The organism is Streptomyces sp. NPDC050564, from assembly GCF_044457265.1.
Lineage (GTDB): Bacteria > Actinomycetota > Actinomycetes > Streptomycetales > Streptomycetaceae > Streptomyces.
In genome coordinates this window covers 53860-70562 of the sequence record NZ_JBITGS010000008.1, presented here as the reverse complement: position 1 = coordinate 70562, position 16703 = coordinate 53860, and the positions used below count along the sequence as shown (strand labels likewise).

The following is a 16703-nucleotide window of genomic DNA, read 5'->3' as shown; positions in this document are numbered from 1 at the left end:
CCCGGTACCGATGGCGGACACCGCCGGACCACACAGAAGGCGACTGTCGGCGTACCCCCCGTGCGGTGCTGCCGCCGGCATCGCCGGCCTGTGTGTCAGCAGTCGGTCCAGGTGTGTGCTGCCTGGGTCTGGGCCGACCATGGATGAAGGCAGAACACCCGCCGGTACGGCAAGAGCCGGGGCGCCGAGCGGGAAGGAAAATGAGGCATGGGTACGACTGACTCCTCCCGAGCAGGCCGCGGCCGGTCGGTGGCAGGTCCTGCCGCGCCGCCCAGTGGCCTGCTCGATCTGCTCAGCGTCGCTGCGGTGGTGCTGAATGCGCAGGGCCAGGTGGTCTTCTGGAGCCCGAAGGCCGAGGAACTGTTCGGCTATACCGCGGAGGAGGCGCTGGGTCAGCACGCGGCCCGGCTGACGGTCCACGAGGAGCACCAGGACGCGGTGATCAAGCTGTTCGCCGAGGTCATGGAATCCGGCACCGACTGGGCAGGGGCGTTCCCGATCCGGCACAAGGACGGCAGCACCCGCTTGGTGGAGTTCCGCAACATGCGGCTGCTGGACGACCTCGGTGACGTCTACGCCCTGGGCCTTGTTGCGGACCAGGCCGCTGTGGAGCGTATCGAGCGAGATGCCGCCCTGGCGATGCGTCTGGTGTCCCAGTCCCCGGTCGGGCTGGCCATTCTGGACCCGGAGCTGCGGTACGTGGCCGTGAATCCCGCTCTCGAACGCATCACGGGTCAGTCCGCCGCCGAGCGTCTCGGCCGGCCGGTCGGCGAGGTCCTGACGTTCCTGGACACGGACCCCGAGGCACGTCTGCGCCGTGTCCTGGAGACGGGCGAGTCGGTCGTGGACCGGGACATCGTCTGCCGTCCCCCCGCCGATCCGGACCACGAGCATGCCTGGTCCGTCTCGTACTACCGGCTGGAGGATTCCGGTGGGCGAGTGCTGGGCCTGGCCTACTCCGTCATCGACGTCACCGAGCGTCATCGTGCCGCTGCCGAGGCGGCACAGGCCCGGCAACGGCTGACGCTGATCGCCAGGGCTTCCGCCTCCGTGGGTACCACCCTCGATCTGGAAAGGACAGCGCGCGAGCTTGCCGACGTCGTCGTACCGGTCCTGGCCGATGTGGCAGCCGTGGACGTACTCGAGAGCGCCCTTGACGGCCGGACCGCGCCGCCGGAGGGACCCGCCCTCTTCCGCGCCCTCGCGGTCAGCGCGTCCCAGTCCACCGATGCGGTCCGCGCGGCCGATCCGCCAGGGGGACTCGCCCCCTACGACAGCGATCGCCTGATCACCCAGTGCGTGCGCATTCGCCAACCGGTACTGGTGCCCCACACCACCCGTCAGGATCTGGAGCGCATCGCCCGACATGGCGAGGCCGCCTCCCTCCTAGCGGCGGCCGGCGTTCACTCCTACCTGGCCGTACCGCTCCTGGCACGGGGCGAAGTCCTCGGCGCTCTCGACCTCAAGCGCACCCGGAACCCCGCACCCTTCGATGACGACGACGCGTTCCTCGCCTGGGAGTTGGCCGCCCGAGCCGCGGTCTGTATCGACAACGCCCGCGGATACCAGGCGCAGCGCCAAGCGGCCCTCACCCTCCAACGCAGTCTGCTTCCGGAGCGCCCCTCGCACCTGCCCGGCTTGGAGGTTGCCTGCCGCTACCAGCCGGCCGGCGCCATGAGCGAGATCGGCGGCGACTGGTACGACGCCATACCTCTCCAGGGTGACAGAACCGCCCTGGTCGTCGGGGACGTCATGGGCAGCGGCATCAAAGCCGCCGCCACCATGGGTCAACTCCGCAGTGCTGCCCGCGCCTTCGCCGAGCTCGCCCTCGCCCCCGCCGAGGCCCTTCATCACCTGGATCACCTGACCGAAGGTGTCGAGCAGACCATCACCACCTGCATCTACTGCGTCTACGATCCTCACCAGGGCACGTGCGAGATCTGCCTCGCCGGCCACCTGCCCCCGGCCCTGATGCGGCTCGGCCACGCAGCGCAGCTTCTCGACCTTCCCACCGGCGCGCCGCTGGGCGTCGGCGGGGTGCCCTTCGAGGCCGCCACGATCACCTTCCGCCCCGGTGACGAACTGGTCCTCTACTCCGACGGCTTGGTCGAAACCCGAAGCGAACCCATCGACGCTCGCCTGGACACCCTCCTCGACGCCCTCACGGCGACACGTGGCCACGATCTGGAAGGCACCTGCGACCGCATCCTGGAGACTCTGCGTTCGCCCGGTGGTGAGGACGACGTGGCGCTGCTCATCGCCCGAGCCCGGTCCTGAGGATCGCCGTACGCGAGGCTTCGACGGGCACTACGCCGTGTCCGGTGCCCAGCCGGACGAATTGTTCCTCCAGGTACTCGACATCGCCTGGAACGGAAAACGCGCCGAGAAGCCCTGACGCGCGTGCGCACGTGACTGCGTCGCAAAGGTCAGCAACGGGTCAGTGTGAGTCCTCGAACACCCGGGTACAGCTGACCGGACATGCGAATCGAGGTAGCCTCCGGAGACCGCCCTTGACCTGCAATAGCAGGCAGGGAGCAGACGAATCGGGAGTTTCTTCGTGTTTCGTACAATGTTCAAGTCCAAGATCCACCGCGCCACGGTCACCCAGGCCGACCTGCACTACGTCGGGTCCGTCACCATCGACACCGACCTGCTCGACGCCGCCGATCTGCTGCCGGGCGAGCTCGTGCACATCGTCGACATCACCAACGGCGCCCGGCTGGAGACGTACGTCATCGAGGGCGAGCGCGGCTCCGGAGTCATCGGCATCAACGGAGCGGCGGCCCACCTCGTCCATCCCGGGGATCTGGTGATCATCATCAGTTACGCTCAGGTCTCCGACGCCGAGGCGCGGGAGCTGCGGCCGCGGGTCGTGCACGTGGACCGCGACAACCGGATCGTGGCCCTCGGGGCCGATCCGTCCGAGCCGGCGCCGGGCTCGGACCAGGAGCGCAGCCCGCAGGCCGTCACCGTCTGACTTGGCGGAGGAATCGGCGGACCCGTGGACCCGAGGACCCGAGGAGTGCCCATGAGTGACATCGAGATCCGCGACGACCGGGCGGGCGGCCGCCTGGAGGCGGTTGCCGGGGATGAAGTGGTCGGCCACATCGAGTACTTCGTGCTCGAAGCGCCCGCGCGGGCGCTCGTCCCTGTGCATACCATCGTGGAACCCGAGCACGAGGGAAAGGGGATCGCCGGTTCCCTCGCCCGTGAGCTGTACGCCATCGCCGCGCGCGAGGGCGTCGTGGTCGCGCCGCTGTGCCCGTACGTCGTGAAGTGGGCGGCGCGTCACCCCGAGGAGGCTCCGGCGGCCGATCCGCAGCTGCTGGAGGCGGCGGTGGACTGGCTCAAGGCGCACCCCGGGCGCTTCTGAGGACGGTGCCCCTGATGCCCCGGTCCGGCCCGCTCGCCCTGCTGCACACCTCGCCCGTGCACGTCCCCGTCTTCGACGCGCTGCGCGACGAGGCCCACCAGGGGCTGGAATTGCGGCACTTGGTGGCCGAGGAGCTGCTGGCCCGCGCCCGGAGCGAGGGCCCCGACGCGGTGGCCGACGAGGTGCGGGCGCTGCTCGACCGGGCCGTCGCTCAGGGCGCGAGGGCGGTGCTCTGCACCTGCTCGACCATCGGCGCCGTCGCCGAGTGCGCCGGCGCCGGGGTGCCCGTGCTCCGCGTGGACCGCCCGATGGCCGCCGCCGCGGTGGCCGCGGGCCCGCGTGTCGTCGTCCTCGCGGCGCTGGAGAGCACCCTGGAGCCGACGGTCGCCCTCGTCGAGGAGGAGGCCCGCAGCGCGGGGCGCCCTGTCCATGTTCGTACGGTGCTGGTCGAGGGCGCGTGGGCCCTCTTCGAGGCGGGCGACAGGGACGGGTACGTCCGCACGGTGGCAGCGGCCGCCGACGCGGTCACCGGCGCCGACGCGATCGTCCTCGCCCAGGCATCCATGGCTGCGGCCCAGCGCCTGACCGCGACCTCGACCCCGGTGCTGTCGAGCCCCCGCCCGGGGCTCGCCGCCGGAGCGGAGGCGGCGTGCGGCGGTCGGTCGGCCGCGGCGGCGCACGCCGAGTAGGACCACCTGGTCTCCATCCCCCGCGCGACGGGGTGAGTGGGTGCGCGGGGGCCGGGTACGCGTGGGACAAGTCCAGGGCCGACGTATCGACTGGCTGGAGGACACCATGACGCATCCGTTCCCCGACCCGGTGAAGCCGGGCCCCACTCCGGGCCCGGGCCCCGACCGCCCGGAGCCCTTCCCGGAGCCGTCCCCGGACCCGGGCCCCCACCCCTCCCCGGAGCCCGTCCCGTCTCCGTCCCCGATCCCGAAGCCACCGGGCCCCGACCCGGTACCGGAGCCGGAGCCCCAGCCGGGGCCGATCTCCTGAGCGGGCACCCGACCAGACACCCGACGGCAACGCGGCCGGCGCGTACGACGCGCCGGCCGCCCCCATCGACCACGACGAAGCCGTCACGCCCCACTCCAGGGACGTGACGGCTTCGGCCGTGCGGGCGCCTACGCCTCGACCTCCGACCGATCGTCGCCCCACAGCGTGTGGAACGACCCCTCCCGGTCCGTACGGCGATACGTGTGCGCTCCGAAAAAGTCGCGCTGCCCCTGCGTGAGGGCGGCGGGCAGACGCTCGGCGCGCAGGGCGTCGTAGTAGGCGAGGGCGGCGGAGAAGCCGGGCGTCGGCACGCCCTGGCGGGTGGCGGCGACGAGCACCTCGCGCCAGTCGTCCTGGGCCGCCGCGATCTCCTGCGCGAACGTCTCGTCCGACAGCAGGCTCGGCAGGTCGGGCCGGGCATCGTAGGCGGCACGGATGCGGTCGAGGAAGGCCGCGCGGATGATGCAGCCGCCGCGCCAGATGGAGGCGACGGCGCCGAGGTCGATGTTCCAGTCGTACTCGTCGCTGCCCGCGGTGATCTCGTGGAAGCCCTGCGTGTACGAGACGATCTTCGACGCGTACAGCGCCTGCTCCACCCGGTCGGCGAACGCCGCCGCCTCGGCCTCCGCGAGCTGCGTGGCCTTCGGACCGTCGAGTCCGCGCGAGGCGGCCCGCAGATCGGCGTGCCCGGACAGCGAGCGCGCGAAGACCGCCTCGGCGATACCGGACACCGGAACCCCGAGGTCGAGCGCGATCTGGACCGTCCAGCGGCCCGTGCCCTTCTGCTCGGCCCGGTCCTCGACGATGTCCACGAACGGCTTGCCCGTCGCCTCGTCCACGTGCGACAGGACCTCGGCGGTGATCTCGATCAGATACGAGTCGAGCCGTCCGGTGTTCCAGGTGCGGAAGATGTCCGCGATCTGCGCCGGGGAGTAGCCCGCCACATCGCGCAGCAGCTGGTACGCCTCGCCGATCAGCTGCATGTCGGCGTACTCGATGCCGTTGTGGACCATCTTCACGAAGTGGCCCGCGCCGTCGGGACCGACATGCGTCACGCACGGAGCGCCGTCGGCCGCCTTCGCGGAGATCTTCTCCAGCATAGGACCGAGGGACTCGTACGACTCCTTCGAGCCGCCCGGCATGATGCTGGGCCCGTGCAGCGCGCCCTCCTCGCCGCCCGAGACCCCCGTGCCGACGAAGTGGATGCCCTGCTCGCGCAGTGCGCGCTCGCGGCGCCGGGTGTCTGCGAAGTGCGCGTTGCCACCGTCGATGATCATGTCGCCGGGCTCCAGAAGCGGTGCGAACTCCTGAATCACCGTGTCCGTCGGCTCACCGGCCTTCACCATGATCATCAGGCGCCGCGGGCGCTCCAGCGCCGCCACGAACTCCTTGGCCGTCTCGGCCGCGACGAACTCGCCTTCGTGACCGAACTCCTCCACCAGCGCGTTCGTCCGTGCCACGGTGCGGTTGTGCACGGCGACCGTATAGCCGTTGCGTGCGAAATTGCGGGCGAGATTGCGCCCCATGACCGCGAGACCCGTGACGCCGATCTGGGCTGAAGTGCTCATACGGTTGGCTCCCAAAGCTGCTGGAATCGGTAATGCCGTTCTGCCCGCCAGTATTACGCCACCGCGACCCCGACTCGCCGATTCGCCGTCCGCGTATCCTGACTTGCCGACGTTGTGTACGCACAAGGTGCCCCAGCTGCCTCAGTGACCCGAGGAACGCGTGGTGAATCCCGGTCACTTGGGGCGCGGGGACGGCCGATTGCCCCCTTGTCATGGCCTGTTCGCAGCGCTTACTTTTGCCGCTCCTGACGCATGTCGAGGGGGGCTCGTTCATGGCCGTACGCGGTCGGCACCGCCGGTACCAGCCCAACAGGATCAACCGCGCCTCACTCACTGTCACGGCAGGGGGCGCGGGTATCGCGCTCCCGCTCGTCGGAACCAGTGTTGCCCACGCGGCCGATGTGGGCACCTGGAACAAGGTCGCCGCCTGCGAGTCCAGCGGCAACTGGAGCATCAACACGGGCAACGGCTACTACGGCGGCCTGCAGTTCACCCAGTCCACCTGGGAGGCGTACGGCGGCAAGGTGTACGCGCAGCGCGCGGATCAGGCCACCAAGGACCAGCAGATCGCCGTTGCCGAGAAGGTGCTGAGGGGACAGGGCCCCCGGGCCTGGCCGGTGTGCTCGGTCCGTGCCGGGCTGACCAGAGGCGGCGACACCCCCGACATCAGCCCGTCCGGCACCACGCCCCAGTCGACGAAGCGCTCCGTACGGGACGTGCAGCCGCAGACCACGCCCCAGTCGCAGGCGGGAACCGCCGAGATGTACACGGTCGTGCACGGCGACACGCTCTCCGGCATCGCCGACTCCCGGCATGTCCAGGGCGGCTGGCAGCGGCTGTACGCCGCCAACCGCAAGACCGTGGGCTCCGATCCGGATCTGATCCTGCCGGGCCAGCGGCTGAACCTGCGCGGCAAGGCCCAGGCGCCCACGCACACGGAAACCGCGCCGGCGCCGACGAAGAAGCCCTCGGCCGACAGGACCACCTCGGACACGGCCAAGAAGGCGCCCTCCTTCGTCGCCCCCGTGAACGCGGCGACGGGCACGCCCTACCGTGCCGCCGGTTCCTCCTGGTCGAAGGGCTACCACACGGGCGTCGACTTCCCCGTGCCCACCGGGACCTCCGTGAAGGCAGTCGCGGCCGGTCAGGTCGTCAGCGCGGGCTGGGGCGGCTCCTTCGGCTACCAGGTGGTGATGCGGCATGCCGACGGCCGCTACACCCAGTACGGCCACCTGTCCGCGATCTCCGTGAAGGCGGGGCAGAGCGTGGTGAGCGGACAGCGCATCGGCCGCTCGGGGTCCACGGGCAACAGCACGGGCCCGCATCTGCACTTCGAGGTGCGGACGGGGCCCGGCTTCGGATCCGACATCGACCCGGTGGCCTACCTGAGGGCGGGCGGGGTCAGGATTTGACCCTCGTGCGGTGATGGTCCACGAAGGGCATCGGCACGTACGGCCCGCCGCACAGGACGGTGTAGTACGGCAGTGCGTCCACCGGTGCGCTGTCCTGCGAGGTGTTCTCCGCGGCCGGCACCGGCATGGGCCCGGGCAGGAAGACCCCCTCGTCCGGCGCGAAGACGTCCACGTCGGCCCCGATGAGGTCCTCGCCCGGTACGAGCAGGTCGTCGGCAGGTCCGAAGACCTCCTCGCGGACGCCGGCGACCGGCTGGTCGGGAAGGCCCACGAGCAGCCCGTCCACCTCCGATTCGGCGATGGTGAGTGCGGCGAGGTCCGACCCGGCCCCGACGGGGACCGGGACCGTCTCGATCGTGAACGCAGCCGTGTCGGGCCTGCCGGCGGCGAACGTCGACCCGACCGAGGACTCGGCCGGTACGGTCGTCGGCCGTGTGCCGCCGATCCGCTCCGTCGTGAGCAGGATCAGACCGCCGGCGGCGACGACTCCACAGCCCAGCGCGAGGGCGGTACCCGTCGAGCCGTAGCGGAAGGTTTCGCCGAACATCGTGATGCCTACGGCGGCCGCCACGACGGGGTTCACGACCGTCAGCGTGGCCAGCGGCGCCGCCAGGCCGCCGCCCCGGTAGGAGGCCTGCGACAGCAGCATCCCGGCGGTCGCGAAGACACCGATCACGGCGAGGCTGGACAGGTCGGAGAGCGAGGCCTGCTGCGACCAGTCCACCGCGACCGTCTTGGTGAACACCGAGGACATGCTGAAGGCGATGCCCGCGGCGACCGCGAGCAGCACACTGCGCACCGCCGGGTGGCGGTGGGCGGCACGGCCCGCCACCATCAGGGCCGCCACCGAGCCGCCCGCCACCACGGCCAGTGCCACCCGCTGGGCGCCGCCGAGCGACTGCGCCTCGGAGGCGCCGACCAGCGACAGCAGGCCCGCGAGGCCCACGGTGGCCATGATCGCGCCGCGCCAGGCGGTCGCTCCGGCCCTGCGGCCGACGAACAGAGCCGCCATAGGAAGGGCGAAGACTATGGTCAGCGCGCCGAGCGGCTGTACAAGGCTCAGCGGGCCGTAGGCGAGGGCCACCACGTGCAGCAGCCCGCCCAGGCCGTTCAACGCCACGGCGGCCCACCAGGTCGGCCTGCGCAGCGGTGCGTAGGTCTGGCCGGGGGAGGTCAGGGCGACCTGCTCCTGGACGATCGCGCCGCCTGCGTACGCGACGGCGGAGACGAACGAGAGCAGCACGGACAAAGCGAGGGCGCTCATGAGTCCCTCCTCTGCGTACGGCGGGCGCGTTCTGCCCGGTGCGACGAACGGTCGGCTTCCATGGAAACAACGATGCCTCGCGAATTAGTTCACGTCGTCGTACCTGAGCAGGCATTGAGTCCTACTGCCGATGGAGTACGAATCGCCCACTGTCCTCCCCAAGGTGGGTTACACGGTCGGCCGACCCGCTGGTGGAATCCCCTAGGGGGCTTGGTACTACTGCTCTTCGTGGACCTCGACCCGGAACTCGCGGCGCTCGGCCCGCTCGGCGGCTTCTTCGTACTACGCACCGGCGTACCGTCGCGCGGGCCGCTGCCGACCCTCGCGCAGGCCTACGCGACGCCACGACCTGAGGCCCAAGATGATGTTTACCCGGATCCGATAACTTTTCGTGTCCAGAAAGTCACACAGAGTCTCCATGCGCCGGAGCCGCGGATCGCGGTCTCGATCGCCCACCAGGCCCTCGCCGCCCGGCTGTGGTCGATCGCGCTCGGCGCCGCCACGCTGTACGGGCAGGTGCCCGACCTCGATCCGGAACTCCTGCGCTGGGATCCGGACGCAAGCGCCCCGCAAGACCTGTGGCTGTCCGAGGTGCGCGCCCTGCCCGCCACGGCCGTCGACGAGGTCGTACGAGCCGGTCACCTCGCCCCGCTGGCTGCCGCCCTGCACTCCCGGTACCGCATCTCACCACGCCTGTTGTGGGGCAACGCGGGCTCCGCCCTGGCCGGCGCGGTACGCCAGCTCGACCGCTGGGCGCGTGCCAACGGCCGTACGGACGTGGCCGATCGGGCCCACGCACTCGCCTCCCGTCTCTTCGCGCACCCCGACCTCTCCACCGCCCTCGACCCCCACACGCTCCGCCGCCGCAGCTGCTGCCTCTACTACCGCCTGCCCGGCGGTGGACTGTGCGGCGACTGCTGCTTCGACCGGCTGCCGCGGCCGGGGGCCGACCGTTTCTGACAGCCGTGGTCTTCGCGTGGTCTTCCCCAACTGCCCCATCTGAGTGACCATGAGGAGCACCAGCCGCTATGACGGGGGGTTCTGTGTGCGCGTGGGACTGCTGACCCGGGAGTACCCGCCGGACGTGTACGGCGGTGCGGGCGTCCATGTCGAGTTCCTCGCCCGGGAGTTGCGCAGCCTCACGGAGCTGGACGTGCACTGCTGGGGCGAGGGCGCCGCGGGCGGAGTACTGCGCCACCGGCCCTGGTCCTCGCTGGACGGCGCCAACGACGCGCTGCGCACCTTCTCCGTGGACCTCTCCATCGCGGCCGCCCTCGAAGGCCGCGAACTCGTCCACTCACACACCTGGTATGCCAACCTCGCGGGCCACTTCGGCAAGCTGCTGTACGGCATCCCGCACGTCATGACCGCGCACTCGCTGGAACCGCTGCGCCCCTGGAAGGCCGAGCAGCTCGGCGGCGGCTACGCCCTCTCCAGCTGGGCGGAACGCGCCGCCATCGAGGCCGCGGACGCGGTGATCGCGGTCTCCGGCGCGATGCGCGAGGACATCCTCGGCTGCTATCCGGCGCTGGACCCGGCCAAGGTGCGCGTCGTGCACAACGGCATCGACACCTCCCTCTACCGGCCCGACCACGGCACGGACGTCCTCGACCGTATCGGTCTGGACGCCAGCCGCCCGTACGTTCTGTTCGTCGGCCGCATCACCCGCCAGAAGGGTGTGCCCCAACTCCTGCGCGCGGTGCGGGACATCGACCCGGCCGCTCAAGTGGTGCTGTGTGCGGGCGCCCCCGACACCCCCGAGATCGACCGGGAGTTCCGTGACCTCTTCCGGGAGCTGAGCGGCGTACGCGAGGGAGTGCACTGGATCCCGCAGATGCTGCCGCGCCCGGACGTCATCCAACTCCTCACGCACGCGGCCGTGTTCGTCTGCCCCTCGGTGTACGAGCCGCTCGGCATCGTCAACCTGGAGGCGATGGCCTGCGGTACGGCCGTGGTGGCCTCGCGCGTCGGCGGGATCCCCGAGGTCGTCGAGGACGGACGCACCGGGCTCCTCGTGCCGGTCGAGGAGGACTTCGAAGAGCGGCTGGCGCGCGCCCTCGACGCGCTGCTCGCCGACCCCGAGGCCGCCCGGCGCATGGGCGAGGCCGGGCGGGAGCGCGCCGTGGGGGAGTTCGGCTGGGACGCGGTGGCCCGGCGGACCGTCCAGTTGTACGAGGAAGTCCTCAAACCGGGGTAGCCATCGGACAGGCGTAGTTCAGCGACACGGGGTTCGGCCCGACACGGGGCAGGGCCCGACCGGGCGTAGAGGGGCGGCGGCATGCGGCGCGGTGGACCTTCGGTGCTGGGAATCGTACTTGCGGGTGGAGAGGGCAAGCGTCTGATGCCCCTCACCGCGGACCGCGCGAAACCCGCGGTCACCTTCGGCGGCACGTACCGCCTCGTCGACTTCGTACTGTCCAATCTCGTCAACGCCGACATCCTGCGCATCTGCGTCCTGACGCAGTACAAGTCGCACTCGCTGGACCGGCATGTGACCACGACCTGGCGGATGTCGAGCCTGCTCGGCAACTACGTCACTCCCGTCCCGGCTCAGCAGCGGCTCGGCCCGCGTTGGTACCTGGGCAGCGCCGACGCGATCCTGCAGTCGCTGAACCTCGTGTACGACGAACAGCCCGACTACATCGCGGTGTTCGGCGCCGACCACGTCTACCGGATGGACCCGAGGCAGATGCTCGCCCAGCACATCGAGGGCGGCGCGGGCGTGACGGTGGCCGGGATACGGGTGCCGCGCGCCGAGTCCTCCTCCTTCGGGGTCATCAGCCCCGGCTCGGACGGCCAGACCGTGCAGGGCTTCCTGGAGAAGCCCGCCGATCCGCCCGGGCTGCCCGACGATCCCGAGTGCGTCTTCGCCTCGATGGGCAACTACCTCTTCACCACCAAGGCGCTGGTGGAGGCGCTCCAGCGGGACGCCGAGGACGAGCGCTCCGTGCACGACATGGGCGGTTCGATCCTGCCCATGCTCACCGACCGGGGCGAGGCGCAGCTCTACGACTTCAGTGCCAACCACGTACCCGGCGAGACCACCCGCGACCAGGGCTACTGGCGCGATGTCGGAACCCTCGACGCGTACTACGACGCCCACATGGATCTGATCGCCGAGCGCCCCGCCTTCAACCTCTACAACCGCAGCTGGCCCATCTACACCCACTCCGGGCAGCTGTCGCCGGCGAGATTCAACGCCGGTGGCATCGCGAGCGAGTCCATCATCAGCGCGGGCTGCCTGATCCGCGGGCAGGTCACGAGGTCCGTGCTCTCGCCGGGCGTTGTCGTCGACCCGGGAGCCGTCGTCCAGGGTTCGGTCCTGCACGACAACGTCCACATAGGACGGGGCGCGGTGGTGCGCGGCGCGGTCCTCGACAAGAACGTCGAGGTGCCGCCGGGCGCGACGATCGGCGTCAACCCTTCGCGGGACGCGGAGCTCTACACGGTCTCCAAGGGCGGGGTGATCGCCCTGGGCAAGGGGCAGCTCGTGTCCTAGACGTACGGCAACGGCCCCGGTGCGCCAATGCCCGCGATGACCGCCGGGGTGGACCCGGGCGCCGCGTCCCGCGCCGAGTACGAGCGCGAGATGAAGCAGATGATCGATGAGCACATCAGCAGCCCGTCGGTGGTCATGTGGGTGACGTTCAACGAGGGCTGGGGCCAGTACGACGAGGCCCGGATCGCCGAGCAGGCCAAGGCGTGGGACCCGACGCGGCTCGTCAACAGCATGTCGGGCCTCAACCTCGGGGTGGACGGCGGCACCGGCGACATCATGGACGAGCACGGCTATCCGAGCCCGGCCCTGCCGCCTCATCCCGACGGGAGACGCGCGCTCGTCAGCGGCGAGTACGGCGGCCTCGGGCTCGCCGTGCCCGGACACGCCTGGTCGGTGCAGCAGTCGTACGTGGACGTCGACCCGGCGACGTACACCGACGGCTATCTGACCCGCCTCGCCGAGGTGCGCGCCCTCGTCTGCCGGGGGAGCGACGGTGCCGTCTACACCCAGATCTCGGACGTGGAGGGCGAGCTCAACGGGCTCCTGACCTATGACCGCAAGGTCGTGAAGCCGGACGTGCGGCGGCTCAAGGCCGCACACGACGCGCTGATCCGCGACGCGTCGCAAGCGGTACCGGCAGGTTGCCGGGGAAGCTGACACCCCACCGCGATCATGAGGGCACCGATGTCAACTCTCCGGAGGTCTCCCGCATGAGATGGACCCGGCGCCTGCGCCTGTGCACGGCCGGGCTGGTGACAGCGTCCGCCCTGATCGCCGTGCCCACCGCCCGGGCCGCCGAGCCGCGGGACGGCCAACTCGCCGATCTGGTCGACCCGTTCATCGGAACGGAGAGCGGGGGCAACACCTATCCCGGTGCGGCCGTGCCGTTCGGCATGGTGCAGTTCTCGCCGGACACCGGTCACCCGACCGGCTACCACTACTCCCAGAACCACATCCGCGGCTTCTCCCTGGTGCATCTGTCGGGCGTCGGCTGCCGCCTCGGCGGCGACCTGCCCGTGCTGCCGACGGTCGGTGACGTCACTCGGACGGACTACGCCCAGTACCAGGCCGAGTTCGGCCACGACGCCGAGACGGCGAGCCCGGGCTACTACAAGGTCGGACTGAAGACCGGCATCGACGCCGAGCTGACCGCCACCGAGCGCACCGGCGTGCAGCGCTACACCTTCCCCGCCACGGACAAGGCGAATGTCCTGCTGAACGCCGGCCAGTCGCTGCACAAGACCGTCTCCACCAAGGTCGAGATCCTCGACGACCGGACCGTGCGCACGACCATCACGGGCAGCGGCTTCTGCCGGGCCACGAAGCCGTACACGGTGTACACGATCACGCGCTTCGACAGGCCCTTCACGACCTCGGGCACCTGGAACGGCGACACCGTCACCGAGGGCTCCAAGGAGTCGGTGAGCACAGGGCGCAACGGCGCCTTCGTGCGCTTCGACACCACCAAGGACCGTACGGTCGAGGCAACCACCGCCCTGTCGTACGTGGATGCCGGCGGCGCGGCCGTCAACCTCCGCTCCGAGGGCGGTCGTCCCTTCGACGCCGTCCGCGCCGCGGCCCGTGGCGCGTGGGAGGACCGGCTCGACGACGTACGGGCACAAGGCGGCAGCGACACCCTGCGCCGCGCGTTCTACTCGTCGCTCTACCGGTCCTTCCTCGCCCCCAACATCGGCAGCGACGCCGACGGCCGCTACACCGGCTGGGACCACAAGATCCACCGCGCCCAGGGCTTCACGTACTACCAGAACTGGTCGCTGTGGGACACCTACCGCACCCAGTCGCAGCTCCTGGCCCTGCTCGCGCCGCGCGAGGCACGGGACATGGCGATTTCCGTCATCAAGATCGACGAGGAGAGCGGCTGGCTGCCCAAGTGGGGCTACGGCACGGTCGAGACGAACGTCATGACCGGCGACCCGGTCACCCCGTTCCTCACCAACGCTTACCAGCAAGGGCTGCTCAAGGGGTACGAGGAGCAGGCCTACCGCGCCCTGAAGAAGAACGTCGACGGGGTGCCGCCCGCCGACTCCCCGGCGGTCGGTCGCGATGCCAACAAGGAGTACATCGCGAACGGTTTCGCGCCCTACATCAAGGGCCGCCCGCACACGAAGCAGGGCGACTCGGACTACGACCACGGCGCGTCCGCGACGCTGGAGTACGCCCTGTCGGACGCGATGCTCGGCGCGATGGCGCGGGACCTGGGCCATGACGCGGACGCGGCGCGTTATGCCGCGCGGGGCCAGAACTACCGCAAGATCTACGACAGTTCGACCGGGTTCTTCCGGGCGCGGGACGCCGCCGGGGCCTTCACCGGACCGGCGGACCCGGCCCAGAGCGAGGGCTTCCACGAGGGCACGTCCTGGCAGTACCAGTGGCTCGTGCCGCAGGACCTGCCGGGCATGGTCGACCTGATCGGCGGCAAGCAGGCCGCCAACGCCCGGCTCGACTCGTTCTTCGCGTACGAGCAGCTGCTGAAGGACCCCGCGAAGACCGCCCGTGAGGTGTGGGTCGACGGCGCCTACGCGTACTACGACGCGGACAAGTACAACCCTCGGAACGAGCCCGACCTCATCGCGCCGTACGCCTACCTCTCGACCGGCATGCCGTGGAAGACGACCGATGTGGTGCATGCCGCGTTGACGCTGTTCACGGACACGCCGAGCGGAATGACGGGCAACGACGACCTGGGCACGATGTCCGCCTGGAACGTGCTCTCGTCCATCGGGATCTTCCCGGTCCAGCCCGGCTACGACACGTGGGGCCTGTCGACGCCGGTCTTCGAGCGGGTCGACCTGACGCTCGACCGGCTCTACTACCCGCACGGCGCTCTGACGGTGACGGCGCCGGGCACCTCGGACAGTGACCGGTACATCCGGTCCGCCCGGGTGGACGGGGCTTCGTACGGTCGTACGTATCTGACGACCGAAGCGCTGCGAGGTCTGCGCTCGCTGTCCTTCACGGTCGGTACCGAGCCGTCCGAATGGGGGACTTCGGCCGGGGCCGCGCCGCCTGTCCTGAACTGACCGCGGACGGCCCGGACATACTCGGACGCACCTCGGACGCACATCGCCCGCACCTCAGGCACCCCTTGAGGCCCATGAGTCCCGCCCCTCGCACGAGGGGCGGGACTTAATCTGCTGTTAACTGTGCGTAGCTTGATCGTACTTGACCGTAATCGCTTATCCGAGGTTGACTGCTTGCCCACCCACCGTCGACGCGAGAGCAAGCCTTTGACTTCTGACCTCCTCGCACCACTCGACCTGGCGTTCTGGAACATCGAGTCCGCCCAGCACCCCATGCATCTGGGCGCTCTCGGTGTCTTCGTGGCCCACTCGCCCACCGCGGGCGCGCACGCCGCCGATCTGCTCGCGGCACGCGCGGCCGCGGTGCCGGGGCTGCGCATGCGGATCCGTGACGTGTGGGAGCCACTGGCCCCCCTCGCCTTCGGGAGCGCGACCCGGGAGCCCGCGCCCGACTTCGAGCCGCTCGACCATGTCCGGCTGCACGCGCCGACCGGGGACTTCCACGCGGTGGCGGGCCGGCTGATGGAACGCCCGCTGCAGCGCGGCCGGCCGCCGTGGGAGGCGCATGTACTGCCCGGCGAGGACGGTGTGTCCTTCGCCGTGCTCTTCAAGTTCCATCACGCGCTGGCCGACGGACTGAGGGCGCTGATGCTCGCGGCCGCCATCATGGACCCGATGGACATGCCGGAGCCCCGCCCGCGCCCGGCGGAGCCGCCCCGGGGGCTCTTCCCGGACGTGCGCAAGCTGCCGGGCCTGGTCCGCGGCACCCTCTCCGACGTGGGCCGCGCCCTCGACATCGGCACCTCCGTGGCCCGCGCGACCCTGGGCGTACGGTCCTCGCCCGCCCTCACCTCGCAGCCCACGGGCACCCGGCGCACCGCGGGCGTGATCCTGGACCTCGATGAGGTGCACCGCGTCCGCAAGGCCGTGGGCGGCACCGTCAACGACGTCCTGATCGCCGTCGTCGCGGGCGCTCTGCGCCGCTGGCTCGACGAACGCGGTGACGGCAGCCACGGGGTCGCGCCGCGCGCCCTGATCCCCGTCTCCAAGCGCCGCCCGCGCACCGCCCACCCACAGGGCAACCGGCTCTCCGGGTACTTGATACGGCTTCCCGTCGACGATCCGGACCCGCTCGGACGGCTGCGTACGGTGCGTACGGCGATGGACCGCAACAAGGACGCGGGGCCCAACAGGGGAGCGGGCGCCGTGGCGCTGCTCGCCGACCATGTGCCGCCGCTCGGGCACCGGCTCGGCGGGCCCGTCGTCGGCCAGGCGGCCCGGCTGCTGTTCGACATCCTCGTCACCAGCGTGCCGCTGCCCAGCCTCGGCCTGAAGCTCGGCGGCTGCCCACTCGCCGAGGTGTATCCGTTCGCCCCGCTGGCCCGTGGGCAGGCGCTGGCGGTGGCCGTCTCAACCTACCGAGGGCGCGTCCACTACGGGCTCGTCGCCGACGCGGAGGCCGTGCCGGACCTCGATCTGCTGGCCCGTGCGCTGTCCGAGGAGGTGGAGACACTGACCGCCGCATGCGGTTCCTGACGGCCGTTGAT

General features: G+C 70.7%; 12 protein-coding genes and 1 pseudogene. 11 read left to right on the top strand and 2 right to left on the bottom strand.

The annotated features are described in order from the left end of the window. The first annotated feature begins 207 nt into the window (after nucleotides 1-207). The 4 genes from ACIBK0_RS14585 to ACIBK0_RS14570 all read left to right on the top strand — a co-directional run bounded on the left by ACIBK0_RS14585 (nucleotide 208) and on the right by ACIBK0_RS14570 (nucleotide 4062). Nucleotides 208-2277, top strand: a complete 2070-nt coding sequence (locus ACIBK0_RS14585; protein WP_399079407.1) for a SpoIIE family protein phosphatase — start codon at nucleotides 208-210, stop codon at nucleotides 2275-2277. A gap of 280 nt (nucleotides 2278-2557) precedes the next feature. After that, nucleotides 2558-2977 carry an aspartate 1-decarboxylase gene (gene panD, locus ACIBK0_RS14580; RefSeq protein ID WP_399079405.1) on the top strand — a complete coding sequence of 140 codons (420 nt, stop codon included), beginning with the start codon at nucleotides 2558-2560 and terminating at the stop codon, nucleotides 2975-2977. 51 nt (nucleotides 2978-3028) lie between these two features. After that, nucleotides 3029-3373 (top strand): GNAT family N-acetyltransferase, encoded by a 345-nt coding sequence (locus tag ACIBK0_RS14575; RefSeq protein ID WP_399079403.1) that lies wholly within the window; start codon nucleotides 3029-3031, stop codon nucleotides 3371-3373. Nucleotides 3374-3387: 14 nt separating this feature from the next. After that, nucleotides 3388-4062, top strand: coding sequence for an arylsulfatase (locus ACIBK0_RS14570; protein ID WP_399079401.1), 675 nt, complete (start codon nucleotides 3388-3390; stop codon nucleotides 4060-4062). 438 nt (nucleotides 4063-4500) lie between these two features. On the opposite strand, the gene gndA is transcribed toward ACIBK0_RS14570, so the two are convergent. After that, nucleotides 4501-5940, bottom strand: coding sequence for an NADP-dependent phosphogluconate dehydrogenase (gene gndA, locus ACIBK0_RS14565; protein WP_399079399.1), 1440 nt, complete (start codon nucleotides 5938-5940; stop codon nucleotides 4501-4503). Between the two features lie 272 nt (nucleotides 5941-6212). Between gndA and ACIBK0_RS14560 the strand changes: the two genes are divergently transcribed. Next, nucleotides 6213-7352, top strand: coding sequence for a transglycosylase family protein (locus ACIBK0_RS14560; protein WP_399079397.1), 1140 nt, complete (start codon nucleotides 6213-6215; stop codon nucleotides 7350-7352). Here ACIBK0_RS14560 and ACIBK0_RS14555 read toward each other — a convergent pair. Beyond that, a complete protein-coding gene (locus tag ACIBK0_RS14555) occupies nucleotides 7342-8616 on the bottom strand; it encodes a DMT family transporter (protein WP_399079395.1) in 1275 nt (424 codons plus the stop codon). The genes ACIBK0_RS14560 and ACIBK0_RS14555 overlap by 11 nt on opposite strands. Before the next feature lie 210 nt (nucleotides 8617-8826). On the opposite strand from ACIBK0_RS14555, the gene ACIBK0_RS14550 reads away from it, so the two are divergent. The 6 genes and pseudogenes from ACIBK0_RS14550 (at nucleotide 8827) to ACIBK0_RS14525 (ending at nucleotide 16692) form a co-directional block, all read left to right on the top strand. After that, nucleotides 8827-9576: a (2Fe-2S)-binding protein gene (locus ACIBK0_RS14550; protein ID WP_399079393.1), complete on the top strand. Its 750-nt coding sequence runs from the start codon at nucleotides 8827-8829 to the stop codon at nucleotides 9574-9576. An 85-nt stretch (nucleotides 9577-9661) separates the two neighbouring features. Beyond that, entirely contained in the window at nucleotides 9662-10813 is a 1152-nt protein-coding gene (gene glgA / locus ACIBK0_RS14545) for a glycogen synthase (protein WP_399079852.1), read from the top strand. 81 nt (nucleotides 10814-10894) lie between these two features. Beyond that, complete coding sequence (gene glgC, locus ACIBK0_RS14540) at nucleotides 10895-12115, top strand: glucose-1-phosphate adenylyltransferase (RefSeq protein ID WP_399079391.1); 1221 nt, start codon at nucleotides 10895-10897, stop codon at nucleotides 12113-12115. Between the two features lie 27 nt (nucleotides 12116-12142). Continuing rightward, nucleotides 12143-12772, top strand: a pseudogene (locus ACIBK0_RS14535) (glycoside hydrolase family 2 TIM barrel-domain containing protein); the annotation flags it as partial. A 53-nt stretch (nucleotides 12773-12825) separates the two neighbouring features. Further along, nucleotides 12826-15156 carry a GH92 family glycosyl hydrolase gene (locus ACIBK0_RS14530; RefSeq protein WP_399079389.1) on the top strand — a complete coding sequence of 777 codons (2331 nt, stop codon included), beginning with the start codon at nucleotides 12826-12828 and terminating at the stop codon, nucleotides 15154-15156. A gap of 207 nt (nucleotides 15157-15363) precedes the next feature. Further along, complete coding sequence (locus tag ACIBK0_RS14525) at nucleotides 15364-16692, top strand: wax ester/triacylglycerol synthase family O-acyltransferase (protein WP_399079387.1); 1329 nt, start codon at nucleotides 15364-15366, stop codon at nucleotides 16690-16692. Nucleotides 16693-16703 lie beyond the last annotated feature (11 nt).